This window comes from Micromonospora vinacea (assembly GCF_015751785.1).
In the GTDB taxonomy this organism is placed as follows: Bacteria; Actinomycetota; Actinomycetes; order Mycobacteriales; family Micromonosporaceae; genus Micromonospora; species Micromonospora vinacea.
Genome location: NZ_JADOTY010000001.1, coordinates 3,912,359 through 3,930,188 on the forward strand (window position 1 = coordinate 3,912,359; position 17,830 = coordinate 3,930,188).

12 protein-coding genes and 1 pseudogene are annotated in these 17,830 nt (G+C 69.4%); 11 read left to right on the forward strand and 2 right to left on the reverse strand.

All coding sequences use genetic code 11. The annotated features are described in order from the left end of the window. Positions 1 to 217: 217 nt before the first annotated feature. The 6 genes from IW249_RS18620 (at position 218) to IW249_RS18645 (ending at position 8,213) form a co-directional block, all read left to right on the forward strand. On the forward strand, positions 218 to 1,729 hold the full coding sequence (locus tag IW249_RS18620; protein ID WP_196921917.1) for a sugar ABC transporter ATP-binding protein: 1,512 nt from the start codon (positions 218 to 220) through the stop codon (positions 1,727 to 1,729). Continuing rightward, positions 1,726 to 2,697: an ABC transporter permease gene (locus IW249_RS18625; RefSeq protein ID WP_196921918.1), complete on the forward strand. Its 972-nt coding sequence runs from the start codon at positions 1,726 to 1,728 to the stop codon at positions 2,695 to 2,697. Before IW249_RS18620 ends, IW249_RS18625 begins: the two co-directional genes overlap by 4 nt. Before the next feature lie 2 nt (positions 2,698 to 2,699). Further along, entirely contained in the window at positions 2,700 to 3,683 is a 984-nt protein-coding gene (locus IW249_RS18630; protein ID WP_196921919.1) for an ABC transporter permease, read from the forward strand. 13 nt (positions 3,684 to 3,696) lie between these two features. Continuing rightward, entirely contained in the window at positions 3,697 to 4,881 is a 1,185-nt protein-coding gene (locus tag IW249_RS18635; RefSeq protein ID WP_307788630.1) for a substrate-binding domain-containing protein, read from the forward strand. Positions 4,882 to 4,887: 6 nt separating this feature from the next. Then, positions 4,888 to 5,739, forward strand: coding sequence for a sugar phosphate isomerase/epimerase family protein (locus tag IW249_RS18640; RefSeq protein ID WP_196921920.1), 852 nt, complete (start codon positions 4,888 to 4,890; stop codon positions 5,737 to 5,739). 80 nt (positions 5,740 to 5,819) lie between these two features. Next, positions 5,820 to 8,213: an RICIN domain-containing protein gene (locus tag IW249_RS18645; protein WP_196921921.1), complete on the forward strand. Its 2,394-nt coding sequence runs from the start codon at positions 5,820 to 5,822 to the stop codon at positions 8,211 to 8,213. A gap of 63 nt (positions 8,214 to 8,276) precedes the next feature. Here IW249_RS18645 and IW249_RS18650 read toward each other — a convergent pair. Both IW249_RS18650 and IW249_RS18655 read right to left on the reverse strand, forming a co-directional pair. Then, a pseudogene (locus IW249_RS18650) lies at positions 8,277 to 9,236 on the reverse strand (family 43 glycosylhydrolase); the annotation flags it as partial. A 54-nt stretch (positions 9,237 to 9,290) separates the two neighbouring features. Continuing rightward, positions 9,291 to 10,316, reverse strand: a complete 1,026-nt coding sequence (locus IW249_RS18655) for a LacI family DNA-binding transcriptional regulator (protein WP_196921923.1) — start codon at positions 10,314 to 10,316, stop codon at positions 9,291 to 9,293. Between the two features lie 371 nt (positions 10,317 to 10,687). Here IW249_RS18655 and IW249_RS18660 point away from each other — a divergent pair, with 371 nt between their 5' ends. The 5 genes from IW249_RS18660 (at position 10,688) to IW249_RS18680 (ending at position 17,721) form a co-directional block, all read left to right on the forward strand. Next, positions 10,688 to 12,043, forward strand: coding sequence for an ABC transporter substrate-binding protein (locus IW249_RS18660; RefSeq protein WP_196921924.1), 1,356 nt, complete (start codon positions 10,688 to 10,690; stop codon positions 12,041 to 12,043). After that, positions 12,040 to 12,993 carry a carbohydrate ABC transporter permease gene (locus tag IW249_RS18665; RefSeq protein ID WP_196921925.1) on the forward strand — a complete coding sequence of 318 codons (954 nt, stop codon included), beginning with the start codon at positions 12,040 to 12,042 and terminating at the stop codon, positions 12,991 to 12,993. Before IW249_RS18660 ends, IW249_RS18665 begins: the two co-directional genes overlap by 4 nt. After that, on the forward strand, positions 12,990 to 13,814 hold the full coding sequence (locus IW249_RS18670) for a carbohydrate ABC transporter permease (protein ID WP_196921926.1): 825 nt from the start codon (positions 12,990 to 12,992) through the stop codon (positions 13,812 to 13,814). The genes IW249_RS18665 and IW249_RS18670 overlap by 4 nt, the downstream gene beginning before the upstream one ends. 3 nt (positions 13,815 to 13,817) lie before the next feature. After that, positions 13,818 to 14,972, forward strand: coding sequence for a serine hydrolase domain-containing protein (locus tag IW249_RS18675; RefSeq protein ID WP_196921927.1), 1,155 nt, complete (start codon positions 13,818 to 13,820; stop codon positions 14,970 to 14,972). 283 nt (positions 14,973 to 15,255) lie between these two features. Next, on the forward strand, positions 15,256 to 17,721 hold the full coding sequence (locus tag IW249_RS18680) for a glycoside hydrolase family 43 protein (protein WP_307788631.1): 2,466 nt from the start codon (positions 15,256 to 15,258) through the stop codon (positions 17,719 to 17,721). Positions 17,722 to 17,830: the final 109 nt, after the last annotated feature.

Here is a 17,830-nt window from a genome sequence, read left to right on the forward strand (position 1 = left end):
GGCCCGACCTGCCAGTCGGGCTTGATCGAGGATTGCGGACCCGCATCCAAACATCTATCTTCATACGTGTGATGTTTCGCCGGTGTCAAGGAAATGTTTGCACCGCAAGAACGTAAGTCCTCGCTGTTGGCACGAAAGCTTGATGTTCGGCGCCTCAAAGCCGCCGTAGTGTGGCATTCAACCATGTCAATGACTACTGTCTGTGAGGACTTTCGGGATGTCAGATCCGCCGCCGACGCCGCTCCTCACCCTTCGGGGCATCGGCAAGTCGTTCCTCGGAGTACGCGTTCTCGACGGTGTCGACCTCGATGTCGCACCGGGCGAGGTGCACGCCGTGGTCGGTGAGAACGGTGCCGGGAAGTCGACCCTCATGAAGATCGTCTCGGGCGGGTACGCCCCGGACGGGGGCACTGTCGAGTTCGCCGGTGAGTCGCGCACGTTCCGTGGTCCGCGCGACGCGCAGCGGGCCGGAATCGGCATCATCCACCAGGAGTTCAACCTGCTCCCGGAGCGCACCGTCGCGGAGAACGTCTACCTGGGGCACGAGCCGGTGCGTCGCGGGCTCGTCGACCGTCGGGGGATGGTCGACCGCACCACGCGGCTGCTCGCCTCGATCGGTGAGACCACGTTGCCAGCCGACGCCCGGGTGGGGCAGTTGGGTGTCGCGCAGCAGCAGGTCGTCGAGATCGCCAAGGCGCTCGCCCTGGACGCGCGGTTGCTCATCATGGACGAGCCGACCGCCGCGCTGGCCGACCACGAGGTCGAGCTGCTCTACGGGCTGGTGCGCCGCCTCCAGGAGCGGGGCATCGGCCTGCTGTACGTCTCGCACCGGCTCGCCGAGGTCTTCGACCTGTCCGGTCGGATCACAGTGCTCAAGGACGGCCGTCGCGTCACCACAGTGGACACGGCGGCCACCACCGCCGACGAGTTGGTGCGGCACATGGTCGGCCGGGAGCTGTCCAGCTACTACCCGGACCGGGCCGCCCCCGAGGACCGGGGCCCGGTGCGGCTCAACCTCCGCGACGCGGGAAACCGGAAGCTGCGGGACGTCAACCTCCAGTTGCGCGCCGGCGAGGTGCTCGGCATCGGCGGCCTACAGGGCTCCGGGCGCTCAGCGCTGGCCCGTGCGATCTTCGGGGTGTCGCCGTTCACGACCGGCGACGTCACGCTCGACGACCGGCCGGTCCGACTGCGCTCACCCCGCACCGCCATGCGGGCCGGCATCGCCTACGTCACCGAGGACCGCAAGGGCGAGGGGATCGTCCCCCGGCAGTCGGTGCTCGACAACGCGCTGCTCGCCAGCCGGGCCGTCTTCGCCGCGCGGTCCGGCCGGGCCGCGAGGACCGCCCGGGTGCGCGAGCTGCTGGCCGCCGTGGAGATCCGCGGCGCCGGCGACGACCAGGAGATCCGCTTTCTGTCCGGGGGCAACCAGCAGAAGGTCGTGCTGGCCCGGTGGCTCGCGCTCAGTCCGCGGATCCTGCTCTTCGACGAGCCGACCCGCGGCATCGACGTGGGCGCGAAGTCCGCCATCCACGACCTCGTCCGCCGTCTCGCCCGGGATGGCGCGGCCGTGCTGATGATCTCGTCCGATCTACCGGAGCTGCTGGGGATGAGTGACCGGATCGTCGTCATGCGGGACGGTCACGTCGCGGGCGAGCTGCCCGCCGGCGCGACCGAGGAGGAGGTCGTCGCGTTGGCGGTCGGCACCGTGCGGGAGACCACCCCATGAGCGCCCTGTCGCTGCTGCCGGCCCGGCGCCCCGTACCCGGCGTCTTCGTGGCCCTGACCCTGACCCTCACCATCGGCTGGCTTGTCGTCCTGCTCGACGGCGGCCAGCTCTTCAACCAGTCCACCACCGTGAGTCTGCTGCACGTCGCCGCCGGCCTCGGGTTGGTAGCGGTAGGCCAGACCCTGGTCATCCTGGGCGGCTCGCTCGACCTCTCGGTGGCGTACGTGATCAGCCTCAGCACCCTGGTCGCGGCCGAGACGATGAACGGCAGCGACGGCGCGGTGCTGCCGGCGATCGGCCTGGTGCTGGTCGTCAGCGCCGGCGTCGGGCTGCTCAACGGGCTCCTGGTCACCAGGTTCCGGGTCAACGCGTTCATCGCGACCCTCGGCGTCGGGTTGCTGCTCAAGGGTTACCTCGACAACGGCTACGACGGTCCGGCCGGCGCCACCGCGCCCTCGCTGGTGCAGTCGCTCGGCTACCAGCGGGTCGGGCCGGTGCCGGTGTCGTTCCTGCTGTTGCTGGTGGTGACCGCGGCGGCCTGGTTCGCGCTCTCGCGGACCCGCTTCGGCCACCATCTGGTCGCCGTCGGCGGGGATCCGGAGGTGGCCCGGCTCTCCGGTGTCCGCAACGACCGGGTCCTCGTCACCGCCCACGTCCTGTGCTCGATGTGCGCGGGGCTCGCCGGCATCTACCTCGCCAGTCGGCTCGGCTCGGGCGCCCCGCGCGTCGGCACCGAGGGCCTCTACGACCTGGAGTCGATCGCCGCTGTGGTGATCGGCGGGACCGCCCTCGCCGGTGGGCGCGGCGGCGTCATCGGCACTGTCGGCGGGGTGCTGCTGCTCGCCAGCATCGACGCCATCTTCAACCAGCTCGAGGTCGACGCCTTCTTCAAGCAGGTGATCCGGGGCGTCATCATCATCGCCGCGGTCGCCGTCTACGCCCGCCGGGCCATGCGAAAGGCGGCCTAGCCATGCAGACCGTCCAGCCCCGTTCCCTGCCGCTGCGTCTGCCGCGGGTGCGTCCCGGTGGTGTCCTGCCGATCCTCGCGATCCTCGCGGTGCTGTTGGTGCTCGTCGGCATCCGGCAGCCCGACTTCCTGGCCCCGCCGTCGCTGATGTCCTTCCTCGGTCGTTCGGCGCCGATCATCCTGCTCGCCGCCGGCCAGTACTTCGTGATCGTGTCCGGCGAGTTCGATCTCTCGGTCGGATCCCTGGTCACCGCGCAGGTGGTGGTCGCCGCCCGACTGATCGACAGCGACCCGGCGCGTACCTGGCCGGTGGTGTTGCTCCTGCTCGCCTTCGGAGCGCTGGTCGGGCTGGTCAACGGCCTGATCACCACGCGGCTGCGGGTGCCGTCGTTCATCACCACCCTCGGCATGTTCCTGATCCTCGTCGGCGCGGTCTACCTGTGGTCCGACGGCGCCCCGAAGGGTGGGCTCTCCGAGGAGTTCCGGCGGTTCGGCCGGCGGGCCTTCGAGGACGTGCCGTTGTTGGGCCGCGTGCCGTACGCGCTGATGGTCCTGGTGGTCCTGGCGGTGGCGGCCGTGCTGCTGATGCGGTCCGACTTCGGCCGGACGCTGGTCGCCGTCGGCGACAACCCGCGCACCGCCGAGCTGAGCGGCGTACGTGTGTGGCGTACCCGGACCTTCGCCTTCATCCTCAGCGGGCTCGCGGCGGCGGTGGCGGCGATCCTCCTGGGCGGCTACAGCGGCGTGTCGTTCCAGGCCGGCGCGGGCCTGGAGTTCGGCGCGATCACCGCTGTCGTCCTCGGCGGGGTGGCGCTCGGCGGGGGCCGCGGCGCGGTCGTCGGGGCGATGCTCGGCGCGCTGACCCTCGAACTGCTCTTCGCCCTCATGAATTTCTACGGCGTCTCCGGCGCCCTCAGGTCGACCGTCCAGGGCGGGATCATCCTGCTCGCCGTGGCGGTCTCGGCAACGCGTTCTTCTTCGAGATAAAGGGGAATCCATAGTGCGACGTTCCATGGCGGCCATTGCCGCTGTCACCCTGCTGTCCCTCGCCGCCTGTGCGACCGACGAGCCGGCCGCGGGCCCGTCGGGGAGTGCCTCCACCGCCGCCGGGTCCGGCACCGGGGACCAGTCGAAGTTCTTCGTGCAGGCCGACTACGACGCCGAGCTCGGGCTGCTCGACGCGGCACCGACGGGCCCGGCCGACAAGCCGTGGGAGCAGGTGCTCAACCCGACGATGGTAGACACCGCCAAGTTCAAGAAGAACGGCCCGCACAAGATCTGCTTCTCGAACGCGGCCCTGAACAACCCCTGGCGGCAGGTCGGCTTCAAGACCATGCAGGCCGAGGTCGAGGCGCAGAAGAGCCGCATCAAGGAGTTCGTGCACGTCGACGCCGAGGGCAAGGACCAGAAGCAGATCGCGGACATCAACGATCTGCTCGGCAAGGGCTGCGACGCGCTCATCGTCTCGCCGAACACCACCGCCACGCTCACCCCGGCCGTCGAGGCGGCCTGCAAGGCAGGGCTGCCGGTCGTCGTCTTCGACCGTGGTGTCAACACGAAGTGCCCGGTGACGTTCATCAACCCCATCGGCGGTTACGGGTTCGGTCACGTCGGGGCCGAGTTCGTCAGCCAGAAGATGAAGCCCGGCGGCAAGGTCCTCGCCCTGCGGATCCTGCCCGGCGTCGACGTCCTGGAGACCCGCTGGTCGGCGGCGAAGGTGGCGTTCGACAAGGCGAAGGTCGACGTCGTCGGCGTCGAGTTCACCGATGGTGATCCGGCCAAGACCAAGAAGATCGTCGACGACTACATCCAGCGGTACGGCACGATCGACGGGGTCTGGATGGACGCCGGAGCGGTGGCCGTCGCGGCGGTCGAGGCGTTCCAGGACGCGGGCAAGCCCGTTCCGCCGATGAACGGTGAGGACCAGCTCGACTTCCTGAAGATCTGGAAGGACAAGAAGCTCACCGCGATCGCGCCGACCTACCCGACCTACCAGTGGCGTACGCCGATCATCGCGGCGCTGCGGATCCTCGACGGCCAGCAGGTGTCCAACCCGTGGAAGCTGCCGCAGCCGACCGTCACCCAGGACAACCTCGACCAGTACCTCGACCCGGGTATGCCGCCGCTGCACTACGCCATGTGCGGCTGCACCGACCTGCCCGGTTACCCACAGCGCTGGAAGTAGGGCCTGATGTACGCCATCGGCGTCAACCCCTGGGTCTGGGCCTCTCCGGTCGACGACAAGGCCCTGGCCGAGCTGATCCCGCGGATCGCCGCGTTCGGCTTCGACGCGGTCGAGTTGCCGATCGAGCAGCCCGGTGACTGGGACCCGATCCGTACCCGGGACCTGTTGGCGGCGCACGGCCTCGTCGCCGCCGGCGTCTGCGTGGTCACCTCGCCGGGGCGGGAACTGGTCGACGCCGCGCCTGCGGTGGTCGAGTCGACGGTGGCGTACCTCAAGGGCTGCGTGGCGAGCGCGGCGGCCGTCGGCGCTCCGTGCGTCGGCGGCCCCGCGTACGCCTCGGTGGGCCGCACCTGGCGGATGTCGCCAACGGCTCGCGCGGCCTGCTACGCGGATTTCCGGCGAGCTCTCGCGCCGGTGGCCGAGCAGGCCGGCGAGGTGGGCGTGAGCATCGGTGTCGAGGCGTTGAACCGCTACGAGACCAGCGTCGTCAACACGATCGAGCAGACGGTCGAGCTGATCGACGGGCTACCGCCGAACGTCGGCATCATGATCGATACCTACCACATGAACATCGAGGAGGCCGACCCCTACGCGGCCCTCGCCGTCGCCGGCCGGCACATCAAGCACGTCCAGGTCAGCGGCACCAACCGGGGCGCTCCCGGCGCTGACCACTTCGACTGGCCCCGCTTCTTCACAGTCCTGCGGGACACCGGCTACCAGGGTGCGATCTGCATCGAGTCGTTCACCGCGGAGAACGAGGCCATCGCCACCGCCGCCGCGATCTGGCGTCCGCTGGCCCCCTCGCAGGACCGTCTCGCCACGGACGGCCTGCGCTATCTCCGGGAGATCCTCGGATGACCGCCCCGACCGGCCACCCCCGCGCCGGTCGAGGCCGTTCCGCCACCCCCACCCCGTTCTCACGTCAGGAGCACCGTCCCGTGTCCTCGTCCCTCTCGCCGCTGCGCCGACTGCTGGCCGGCGCCGCCGCGGCAGCGGTGACCGCCCTGGTCGCGGTAACCGCCTCGGCGTCCCCGGCCCTCGCGGCCACCACCACCCTCTACGCGTCGCCCTCCGGCACCGGCACCGCGTGTTCCGCCAGCCAACCGTGTTCGCTCACCGCCGCCCAGACCGCGGTGCGGGCGATCAACAGCACGATGTCCGGTGACATCGTCGTCGAGCTTGCCAACGGCGCGTACCGGCTCTCGTCGCCGCTGCGGTTCACCGCGGCCGACTCGGGCAACAACGGCTATCAGGTGATCTGGCGCGCGGCCACCGGCGCGCGTCCGACGATCACCGGCGCCCGGGCGGTCACCGGTTGGTCGCTCGTCGACTCCGCGAAGAACATCTGGCGGGCCAACGTTCCCGCCGGGCTCGACTCCCGTCAGCTCTACGTCAACGGGGCCGTCGCCACGCGGGCGCGCACCGCAATGACCCGCTCCAACTTCACCTTCACCACGTCGGGCATGCGGTTCACCAACAGCGCGCTCAACTACCTCAACAACCTCGGCAACCAGAACCGGATCGAGGTGGAGAGCGTCGGCTCGTTCACCGACCGGTACTCGCCGGTGCAGAGCATCAGCGGGAACTTCCTGACGATGCAGCAGCCCGCGTGGAACAACAACACCTTCGGGTTCGACACCCTCTCCAGCCCGCACCGCGCCGGTCCGTTCTACCTGACCAACGCGTACGAGTTCCTGGACGCGGCGGGGGAGTGGTATCTCAACCCGAGCAACGGTCAGCTCAACTACATCCCGCTCGCCGGGCAGAACATGAGCTCCGTCAGCGTCGAGTTGCCGCAGTTGCAGTCCCTGGTCAACGTGGGCGGCACCCTCGACGCGCCCGCGCACCACATCTCGTTCAGCGGCATCACCTTCACCGGCACCAGCTGGCTCGGCCCGAGCAGCAGCAACGGCTTCGCCGACCAGCAGACCGGCGCCCACATCACCGGCACCTGGTCCCGGCCGTCCGACGCGCTGACCTCCTGCCAGGCCGGTTGCCCCCAGTTCGAGGCCACCCGGCCGAACTGGAACCAGATGCCCGCCGCCGTGCAGGTCTCCGCGGCCAACACCGTCACCTTCAGCGACTCCCAGTTCGTCAACCTCGGGCAGACCGCGATCGGCATCGGCAACGACGCCAACGCCCACGCCAGCGGTGTCGGCCTGGGCGCCAGCAACATCACCGTCACCCGCTCCGAGATCGCCCGCAACTCCGCCGGTGGCGTCGTCGTCGGTGGCGTGCGGGCCGACGCCCACCACCCCAGTGACCAGCGGATGGTCAACCGCAACATCACCATCAGCAACAACCGGGTGCACGATCTCGGCCTGGAGTACCGGGGCGTGGTCTCGATCCTGACCACCTACGTGAACACGGCGACGGTCTCGTACAACGAGGTCTACAACATGCCGTACACCGGCCTGTCGGTCGGCTACGGCTGGGGCGCCAACGACGCCGGCGGCAGCCAGCACTACGCCAACCGGGGCCTGTACAACTACCAGCCGCGCTACACCACGGCGACCACCGCTGCCAACAACCAGGTCATCGGCAACTACGTACACGACGTGATGCAGCAGATGACCGACGGCGGTTGCATCTACACGTTGTCGGCGAACCCGGGCGGGACGATCAACCAGAACTACTGCCTGCGGACCAACGGCTGGTTCGGGCTCTACTTCGACGAGGGCTCCCGTTACTACACCGCCCGCAACAACGTGTTCTCCTCCACCGGCACCTGGGCCACCGCCAACTACTGGTACGCGGAGAACATGGGCAACTTCACCGTCACCAACAACTGGTCGACGAACAACTCCACGAACGTGACCAACGGCGACCGCGGCAACGTGGTCAACGGCAACGTCGTGGTCAGCAACGGCAGCTGGCCGTCGGGCGCGCAGACGGTGATCAACACGGCTGGCGTGCAGAGCGGCGGCAGCACCAACCCGACGAACGTGCAGATCGTGGGCGCCCAGTCGGGCCGCTGCGCCGAGATCGGCAACTCCAGCACGACCAACGGCACGCAGGCTCAGATCTGGGACTGCATCAGTGGCGCCGCCAACCAGCGGTGGACCCACACCGCCAGCCGGCAGCTCATGCTCTACGGCACCAAGTGCCTGGACGCCTCCGGACAGGGCACCACCAACGGCACCACAGTGGTGATCTGGGACTGCAACGGCGGTACCAACCAGCAGTGGAACGTCAACGCCAACGGCACGATCACCGGGGTGCAGTCGGGTCTCTGCCTGGACGCCAACGGCGCCGCGACGGCGAACGGCACGAAGCTGATCCTCTGGTCCTGCACCGGCGGCACCAACCAGCAGTGGCAGCTGCGCAGCTGATCCATCAGCTGGGCACCGACGGGTCCGGGTCGGGGCGACACGCCTCGGCCCGGACCTGTCCGGTTACTGCCCCTCGACCACTGTCAGCCCGGTCGAGAGGCTGTAGCGGACCGGGATGGGGTCGGTGAGTTCCCCGACGAACGTCTCGTCGATGTGGTCGAGGAAACCGATGAGGGACCAGTCGTCGTCGGGTCCGGGGACCAGCCGGGGCGCGTACAGGTGCGGGTGGGTGAACGGCTGGGCGGACGCGATGTCCCACGGCCCGAGGGTGCTCTCGCCGGTCGCCACCCAGATCCGGTGGTCGTCGCGCCGGGCACTGCCGGTGGCCTCGGTGGAGAAGAGCAGCAGCGGCTGCCCGTCGAGGACCGCGACCTGGGGCACCTCCAGGTGGCCGAAGCCGGCCGGTGTCGACAGCGGCGGCGCGACCGTCCAGGTGACGAGGTCGGTCGAGGTGGCGTGGCCGACGACGCCTCTGGTGTTCGCCGGCCCGGTGTTGGCGCGGGCGGTGATGAGCATGTGCCAACCCTCGCCGTCGGGGTCGGGGAACACCCACGGGTCGCGCCACGCCTGCTCGTACCAGAGGTCCTTGTCGAGCAGCTCGTACCAGGTGGGGTCGGCCTGGACGATCGGCTCGGTGCCGTGCCGGTGCCAGGTCATGAGGTCGTCGGAGACGGCCAGTCCGATGCGTTGGACGAGCCCGTCCTCGGCGCGACCGACGCCGGTGTAGAACAGGTACCACCGCTCGTCCGGCCCGCGGACCGTGCAGCCCGTCCAGGTCGCCAGGTCGTCCCAGCTGGGCGCGTCGGCGGGGACCACGGCGTCGGCGACCAGGCGCCACGAGCGCAGATCCGCCGAGACGGCGTGGCCGATGGTGGCCCGGCGGTGCCGGCGGTGCGGGTCGTGCAGGGCGCGGGACGCGCGCAGGAAGAACACGTGCCAGAGGCCGTTGTCGTCCCGCGCGTACCAGCTGTCCCACACCCAGTGGTCGGGTAGACGAAGCATGGCCGGAAACCTAGCACTAAACCGTTTTAGCGTCGGCCAGAGCCAACCCGTCGGTACGGGTCGGAGGGGTGGTGCTCAGCCGGCCGGGGGCGCGAGGGACCGGCGTCGGCGCAGGGGCATCGGAACGAGCGAGGGCTCGGCGGCGCCCCCGTCCAGAAGCAGTTCGACAGCTCGCCGCCCCATCTGTTCGTGCGGCAGCGCCGTGGTGGCCAGGCTGGGACGCAACCAGGCGGCGATGGGGTCGTCGTCGAACGAGATGACCGAGATGTCCTCCGGGACGGTCAGCCCCGCCTCGCCGAGCGCCTGATAGGCGCCGAAGGCCAGCCGGTCGTTCATGCAGATGATCGCGCTGGGTCGCTTCGGCTTGCTCAGCAGGCCACGCATGGCGGCGTAACCGTGCTCGGGCAACCACTCCGTGCAGAAACACTCGGCCAGGAGGCTGACCTCCGCCTCGTCCAGGGTCTGCCGGATGCCGTGCAGGCGGGCGCGGGCGGCGAGCGAGACCTCCGGGTCGTCCTCCTTGAGTCGGTTTCGGCCGATGAGCGCGATCGCGTCGCGGTGGCCAAGCTCCAACAGGGCGGTGGCGACCGAGCGACCGGCGCCCTCGTCGTCCGGGACCACGCTGGGCAGCCCGTCGGGGCTGGTGGCGTTGAGCAGCACCACCGGCCCGCCGAGGATGGCCGCGGGCACGGTCAGCCGTCGGGTCGCCATCGCCGCGTATATCACCCCGTCGACCTGCCGGTCCAGGACGGCCTCGATGGCGTACTGCTCGAAGGTGGCGTCGCCCTGCGTCTCGGTGATGAGCAGGACGTGGTCCCGTTCCCGGGCCGCGTCGAGGGCGCCGCGGATGAGGTCACCGGCGAACCGGGTGGTGGCCACGATGTCGGAGACGAACGCGATGGTGGCCGTCTTGCGGGTGCGGAGGCTGCGCGCGGCGAGATTGGGCCGGTAGCCGAGTTCCTCGGCGGCCGCGAACACCCGCTGGTGCGCCTCGGCCGAGAGCCGGGTGCCCTCTCTGCCGTTGAGCACCATCGACGCGGCGGTCTTGGACAGCCCGGCCTTCCGCGCGACGTCGGCGAGTGTTGCTCTGTTGCGGCCCATCAGTCCTCCGAATCAGGCGCGGTGCCACAGGCGCCGCTCCTGCTCATCATGATGCGTCGCCGTCCGGGATCGAGCGCCGGTCACGTCGGCGTGGTGTGAACCAGACGTTTCCGCACCGTTGCCAAGTTGTCCTTGACAGCTTCCCGTGCCACGCGCATGCTCTGCTAAATCAGTTTAGCGACCACTTCTGGTGCATCCAGAGGCGCCTTCGGTGGCCGTGCCGGGTTCTTTTCTGCTGACGGTACGGGTGCTGCGCCCGGGCGACAGGTCACGGCGTACGTGTCGTGGCCACCACCCGGTCGCGGTGGTCCCGGTGGAGCCGTCGCGCGGCCGTGGCCGCGGGACGCGTGGAGATGTCGAGGAGTCATGAAATGGCAGATATGCTGACAAAGTTTCCGCGACGGAGAACGGTGCTCCTCGCGTCGCTGCTGGCGGTCGGGATGACCGCGACGGCCTGCAGCGCGCCGGGCGAGGACCGGTCGTCGACCCAGAAGTCCGATGCCGCCGTCAAGACGGAGCTGGGGACCGACCCGATCACCCTGGAGATGTACGCCGAGACCGGCTTCCCGCTGGCCAAGGCGTTGGCCGACGAGTTCTCCAAGCAGCACTCGAACGTCACGTTCAACATCCGCGAGGACCAGTTCACGGTGATCGTGGAGAACGCGCCCCGGGTGATGGCCTCGGACAACTCGCCCGACATCATCCGGCTCCCGACCATGGTCGACCTGGTCAAGGACGACCTGCTCAAGAACCTCGACCCCTACTTCACCGCGTACGGCTGGGACAAGTTCCCCGCCTCCCAGCTCATGCAGCTGCGGGTTGGCGAGAACACCCGGGGCACCGGCTCGCTGTACGGGATGGGGCTCGGCTACAGCGTCACCGGCGTCTTCTACAACAAGAAGCTGGCCAGCCAGATCGGCATGACCCAGCCGCCGGCCACTGTCGCCGAGTTCGAGGAGCTGTTGGCGAAGGCGAAGGCCGGCGGGGTCCAGCCGATCATGCAGTTCAACAAGAACACCGCGGGTATCAACTTCCCGCACCAGGCGCTGCAGAACCAGTTCGGTGACCCGACCCAGGTCGCCGACTGGATCTTCCAGAAGCCGGGGGCCACGTTCGACACCCCGGCCGCACTGAAGGCCACCCAGACCATCCAGAAGTGGGCGCAGGCCGGCTACTTCACCAAGGACGCCAACGCCCTGGACTACGCGGGCATGGTGGGGGAGTTCCAGAAGGGCAACGGCCTGTTCATGTTCAACGGTGACTGGGAGTCGGCCAACCTCGACAAGTCGATGCCCGGCAACGTGGGCTTCTTCCTCTTCCCCACCGAGTCTCCCGGTGGAAAGCACGTGGCGATGTCCGCCCCCAACACCTTCGGCGTCTCCGCCAAGGCCAAGAACCCGGACGCCGCCGCGTACTTCCTGAACTGGGTCCACACCAACGCCAAGGCCCGCGAGATCTCGGTGACGGTCGGTGGTTCCAGCCCCGGCGGCCCGAGTGACCTGCCGGTGCCGAGCGCCGCCCCGAACACGGTGCTGGCCGAGACCCTGAAGGCGTCGCAGCAGCTCGGCGCGGAGAACGGCGCTGTGGACTTCACCGCCAACGCGACCGGCGGCATCTTCGCCGCCGCGATCACGCCGGAGATGCAGAAGCTGATCGCCGGCCAGCAGACGCCCGAGGGGTACGTGAAGGCGGTCCAGGCCGAGTACCAGAAGGAACTGTCCCGATGACGTCTGCCCTCGGCAGCGCACCAACCGGGCGGGACGACAGTCGCGCCCGTCCCACCCCCACGCGGGCCCACCGATTCCGGTGGGCCCGCGCGGCCGGGACCGGGTGGTTGTACGTCCTGCCCGCCCTGGTGATGTACGCGGTGTTCGTCCTGCGCCCGCTCGTCCTGACGCTCCAGTACTCGCTCTACGACTGGAACGGGATCGGGGTGGCCCGCTGGGTGGGCCTGGACAACTACCTCACCGTCTTCACCGACAGCGACCTGCTGAAAATCATCGGCAACGCGATCGTCCTGATCGTCTTCTTCAGCTTCATCCCGGTCGCGCTCGGACTGTTGGTGGCGAGCATGGTTCGCCGGATCACCACCGGCGCGTTCGGCACCGTCGTGCGGACCATCCTGTTCCTGCCGCAGGTCATCCCCCTGGTGGCGGCGGGCATCGCGTGGAGCTGGCTGCTCTCGTCGAACGGCCTGGTCAACCAGGCGCTGCGCGCGGTCGGGCTGGGCGGCGTGGCCCGCGCCTGGCTCGGTGACTTCGACACGGCGCTGCCCGCCGTCGGCGTCATCGGCGCCTGGGTCCTGCTCGGCCTCTGCACGATCCTGCTGGTCACCGGCATGAGCAAGATCGATCCGGCGTTGTACGAGGCCGCCCGCCTGGACGGTGCCGGGCCGGTCCGTGAGTTCCTCGCCGTGACCCTGCCCAGCCTGCGCCAGGAGATCGGCGTCTGCCTCACCGTGACGATCATCGCGGCGCTGGCCAGCTTCGACATCGTCTACATCTCGACCAGCGGCGGCCCCGGCCTGCAGACCACAGTGCCGGGCCTGGAGATCTACCGGCTGGCCTTCTCGCAGCGGCAGGTGGGCCTCGCCTCGGCGCTGGCCGTCGTCCTCATGCTGCTGGTGCTGGCCTGCGTGCTGCCGATCCAGCGCCTGAGCCGAGGGGAGAAGCCGTGAACCTGAGCCGACGCGAACAGCTGACCGGCCGCGTCTTCCTGATCGCCCTGATCGTCGTCACCCTGCTGCCGTTCGTGAGCATGCTGTCGGCGGCGTTGCAGCCCCGGGGCACGGTGCCCAGCGGGCTCGAGTGGCCGTCCGACCCGCAGTGGGGCAACTTCGCGGATGCCTTCACCGCCGCGAACATGGGCGCCCTGCTCCGCTCCAGCCTGCTCATCGTGGCCGGTGTCGTGCCGGTGTCGGTGCTCATCGCGACCATGGCCGGCTTCGGGCTCGGTCAGTTGCGGGTGCCCGGCGGCCGACTGGTCTTCGGCCTCTTCCTGCTGGGTCTGACCCTGCCGTTCGAGGCAGTGGTCACGCCGCTCTACTACCAGATGCAGGATCTCGGTCTGCTCAACACGCGCTGGGCCATCATCCTGCCGCTGGTCGGCCTGTACATGCCGTTCGCGGTGTTCTGGATGCGGGCACACTTCACCAACGTGCCGGTCGAGTTGTCCGAGGCGGCCCGGGTGGACGGCAGCAGCACGTGGCAGTTGTTCTGGCGGGTCCAGGTGCCGCTCGCCCGGCCGGCGATCGCCTCGCTGACGATCCTGATGTTCCTCTGGACCTGGAACCAGTTCCTGCTCGCCATCGTCCTCGTCGACGACGCCACCAAACGCACAATGGCCGGGGCGCTCGGCGCGTTCCAGGGCCAGTGGGGCACCGACCTGGTGCTGCTGTGCGCCGGGTCGCTGCTGATCCTCACCCCGACCCTCATCGTGTTCCTGATCTTCCAGCGACAGTTCATCAAGGCCCTGATCCAGGGGTCAGTGAAGGGGTAGGCAGTGGCCACACAGCCGCAGATCCACGGCGATGTCGACGATCGCTACGGGCGCGTCGCCGACGTCTTCCGCGACAACTTCACCTCCCGCGGGGAGGTCGGCGCCGCGGTCACCGTCTACGTGCGCGGCCGCAAGGTCGTCGACCTGTACGGCGGGGTGGCCGACACCCGTACCGGTCGACCCTGGGACGCGCACACGCCGGCAGTCGTCTTCTCCTGCACCAAGGGGGTCCTGGCGATCTGCGCCTACCTGCTGGCCCAACAGGGCCGGCTGGACCTGGACGCCCCGGTGACGCGTTACTGGCCGGAGTTCGGTCAGCACGGCAAGGCGCACATCCCGGTGCGCTGGCTGCTCACGCACCAGGCCGGTCTGCCCGCTGTGGACCGGTCCCTGACGCTCGACGAGGTCCTGGCGTGGGATCCGGTCATCAAGGCGATCGAGGCGCAGGCACCGTTGTGGGAGCCGGGCACCGCGCACGGCTACCACTCGATGACCTACGGCTGGCTGGTCGGAGAGGTGATCCACCGCATCACCGGTCAACTACCCGGCGCGTTCTTCGCCGACACCGTCGCGGGCCCGCTCGGCCTGCACACCTGGCTGGGGCTCCCGGCCGCCGAGAGCGACACCGTCGCCTGGGACCTGGCACCACCCCCGGACCCCGACCCGTTCGTGGACCCGGTCGCCGAACGGGGCATCACCATGGGGGGCGCTTTCGCGTTCCCCGCCGACGCCGACGGCCTGGTGAGCTTCAACGACGACGCCATCCGGGCCGCCGGTGTTCCGGGCGCGGGCGCGGTGAGCACCGCCGAGGGCCTCGCGCGCCTCTACGCGGCCTGTGTGTCGGACCTCCAGGGTGGACCACTGCTCACGGCGGCGTCCGTGGACGACGCGGTAGTGGTCCGTTCGCGTGGTCAGCAGCGGCACGGCCCGCCGGACACCGGGCAGCGCTGGGGCACCGGCTTCCTGCTGCACTCGCCACCGGCCCGGCCCCTGCTGGGTGAGCGCAGCTTCGGCCACGACGGCGCGGGCGGAAATCTGGCCTTCGCCGACGCCGAGCATCAGGTGGGCTTCGGCTACGTCGTCAACCAGATGCGCGGAATGGGCGACGAGCGCGCCAACCGTCTGACCGCCGCAGTCCGCGCCTGCCTCGACGACTGAGGCGCCCGGGCCCGCCGGCAGCCCCGGTGATCATGACGTTATCGCCATCGATGACAGCGTGTCGGCGCAACAACTTCATGATCACCGGGGCTCGAGCCGCAATGTGACTGTCCACTGTGGTGGGTAAGCCATGTTGCGGGGATAGTTCGGGCTCGTTTCATCGATAGTCTTGACAGGCGTTGTTAGCGATAACACCATGGCCTTCACGCCGCTCTCGCGTTTGGAGCTCGCCTTGGTCGTGTCGATCCGCTCGCGTGTCCTGAACTTCTCCCGCGCATCCGCTGTGAACAGCCTGGACGTCGTCGCTCGGCACGCCGCGAACACACTGACCCGGCTGGCGTCCACCGTGTGCCCGGGCCGGCTCCGTCCACTGTGTGCGCTCGCATCGGCCGCCCTCCTCGTCGGTGCGAGCCTGGTGGCCACCCCCGCCGCCGCGCACGGCGCCGACGGATGGTCGCCCCGCTCCTCGTACACCTCGACCGACACCGGCGCCGGCACCTACTCGGTGCCGCTGCTCAACGCCGACGTGCCGGACATCAGCGTCGAGCGGGTGCCGGCCGCCGAGAACGACGAGGGCCGGGACCTCTACTACATGATCAGCACGACGATGCACCTGAGCCCGGGCGCACCGATCATGAAGTCCTACGACCTCGTCAACTGGGAGATCGTCAACTACGTCTTCGACCGGGCGAGCATCGGCGACTCCTTCTCGCTGCGCAACGGCCAGAACTCCTACGGCCAGGGCCAGTGGGCATCGTCGCTGCGCTACCACGATGGCACCTTCTACGCCGTCTTCAACACCAACAACCTCAGCGGGGCGTACCTCTACCGCACCGACGACATCGAGAACGGCCCGTGGCAGCGCACCGCTCTCGGGCGCGGCCTGCACGACCCGTCGCTCTTCTTCGACGTCGACGGCACGCCGTACATCTTCTACGGCTCCGGCGGCACCAGCGCCGTACGCCTCAACGGCGACCTGACGGGCATCGCGCAGGACTACCCGAACATCTTCACCGCCAACAACTACGCCGGGCAGCCGTTCATCGGCGGCCTGTTCGAGGGCGCGCAGGTCTACCACATCGACGGCTGGTACTACGCCGTCATCATCACCTGGCCGTCCGGGCAGGGGCGTCAGGTGGTCATGTTCCGGTCCAAGGACCTGCTCGGGCGCTACACCTCCGCCGGTGGGGTCAACACCTACGAGGCGCGCGGAGTGCTCAACTCCAACGGCTTCGCGCAGGGCAGTCTGGTGCCGATCAGCCGCGCGGGTGGCGGGACCGACTGGCACGGCATGTTCTTCCGGGACACGTTCCCGATCGGCCGGATCCCGGCGCTCATCCCCGCCACCTGGCAGAACGGGTGGCCGACCTTCGGCACCAACGGGGTCGTGCCGGTCAACGGCCTGTTCGACAAGCCGATCCGGCTCAGCCCGGCCGAGGAACTGTTCGAGCGGCAGAAGAGCATCGTCGCCTCGGACGACTTCGCCAACGACGCGCCGCACAGGGCGTACCAGGACGAGCAGTGGACCGTCCCCGCGCCGCTCGACCCGGCGGAGATCGCCCCGAACGGCTCACGGCTGGACCTGGCCTGGGAGTGGAACCACGCCCCGGACAACCGGTACTGGTCACTCACCGACCGCGACGGCTGGCTGCGGTTGACGGCCGGCACTGTGGTCACCGGCCAGTACGTCTACACGAAGCTGTCCAACCGGGCCGAGCTGGCCTGGTTCGAGGAGGCACGCAACACGCTCTCGCAGCGGACGTTCGGGCCACGGCAGTCGGTCCAGACCCGGATGGACATCTCCGGGATGAAGAACGGCGACGTCGCGGGTCTGGCAGCCTACAACCGCGGGTTCTCGTACGTGGCGGTCAAGCGCGTCGGTGACGTCAACACCCTCGGTGTCGTGAACCGCTCGCAGCCGTTCGCTGTCGACCTCGACCAGTCGACACTGGAGAACTTCATCGCCGGCACGACGGTGTCGCTGGGCACCGCGACCGAGGTGCACGTGAAGGCGGACCTCGACTTCTCCTCGCCGGTCGGCCAGCTGTGGACGACGTTCTACTACAGCCTGGACGGGATCCAGTGGACCCGGCTCGGCAACCGGGTTGGCCCGCAGGCGCTCGACGGCAGCCTCGCGCACTTCATGGGGCACCGGGTGGGCCTGTTCACCTACGCGACCCAGGAGACCGGTGGTCACGTCGACTTCGACAACTACCTGCTCAGCGACGTGCTGACCGCGCAGGCCCGGCCGCTGGACACCACAGCCCTCGACGCGGCGATCGCCCACGCGCAGACCCTCGACCCGCGCCACTACCCGGCCGACGCCTGGGCCGCCACGCAGTCCGCGCTGGCCGCGGCGACGTCGGCACGGGCCGGCCAGTTCGGCACCCAGAACCAGATCGACGCACCGGAGCGGGCGCTCAGCTACCAACTGGCCCGACTCGGAGTGCTGGCGGCGTTGCCCGTGACGGCCACCGCCCAGGTGCGCTGCCTGAGCGGCAGGGCGTACCTGGCGGTGCAGGCGCGCAACGACTCGGACGAGCCGGTCGACATCACCGTCGAGACCCCGTACGGGAACCGGTCGTTCGCGGCCGTCGCGCCGGGAGCGAACGTCTACCAGTCGTTCACCACCCGTGCGGCGTCGGTGGTGGCCGGCTCGGCGACGGTCCGGGTCACCGGCACGGTCGCCGGCCGGGCCGTGACCAGCGTCCACTCCGCGCAGCACCCCGCCAGCACCTGCGGCGGATAACCCCACCACGAGCCCTCGGCTCACCGACCAGCTCCACCGGTTGACCGGCGCCGCCACCACCGGCCAACCGGTGGTGGCAGTCGACAGCTGATGTCCGGACCAGCCACGG